Genomic DNA, 403 nt, shown 5'->3' with positions numbered 1-403 from the left:
CCTCTAATCGCAGATCATACTTGGCCCTATCCGTTTCATACGCACTATTCACCTCATCAGAATCGGTTTTCTTCGGTTTAGTCGGTTTTACTGGTGCTGGAGGCTTAATAGAGTAGTAAAAAATTGCTTCTCACTCCCGCTCATCTGGATCTTCCAGTATTCCATCAACTTCCTTTAAACCGACTTTTTGAATTAGACCATCGGAACGAAATTTATGCGCAACATCAATTACTTGAGACGAACAGCGATACTTATTTTCTTTTACAATTAACATTAACTGCTCATCATCGATAAGTTTTCTTGCTGAACCTATCCCGTCTTCGTAAATTGCCTGCTAACTATCACCGAACAAGCCTATAGTAAGGCCTTTATTAGGAGCGTAATAAATCAGTGAGTTTATAAT

At 39.0% G+C, this 403-nt stretch carries 1 protein-coding gene; it reads right to left on the bottom strand.

Features of this window, described 5'->3' with window-relative positions:
* Positions 1-130: 130 nt before the first annotated feature.
* Positions 131-274: a hypothetical protein gene (locus tag A6R74_RS22740; RefSeq protein ID WP_165603358.1), complete on the bottom strand. Its 144-nt coding sequence runs from the start codon at positions 272-274 to the stop codon at positions 131-133.
* Positions 275-403: the final 129 nt, after the last annotated feature.

The organism is Halomonas sp. ALS9, assembly GCF_001651035.1.
GTDB lineage: Bacteria > Pseudomonadota > Gammaproteobacteria > Pseudomonadales > Halomonadaceae > Vreelandella.
The sequence above is the reverse complement of the archived record's forward strand: the minus strand, read 5'-3'. Positions and strand labels throughout refer to the sequence as shown.

What these genes read in the sequence shown, in the direction of transcription:
- A6R74_RS22740 (WP_165603358.1), bottom strand. Translation starts at nt 274, where the DNA reads ATGTTAATTGTAAAAGAAAATAAGTATCGCTGTTCGTCTCAAGTAATT.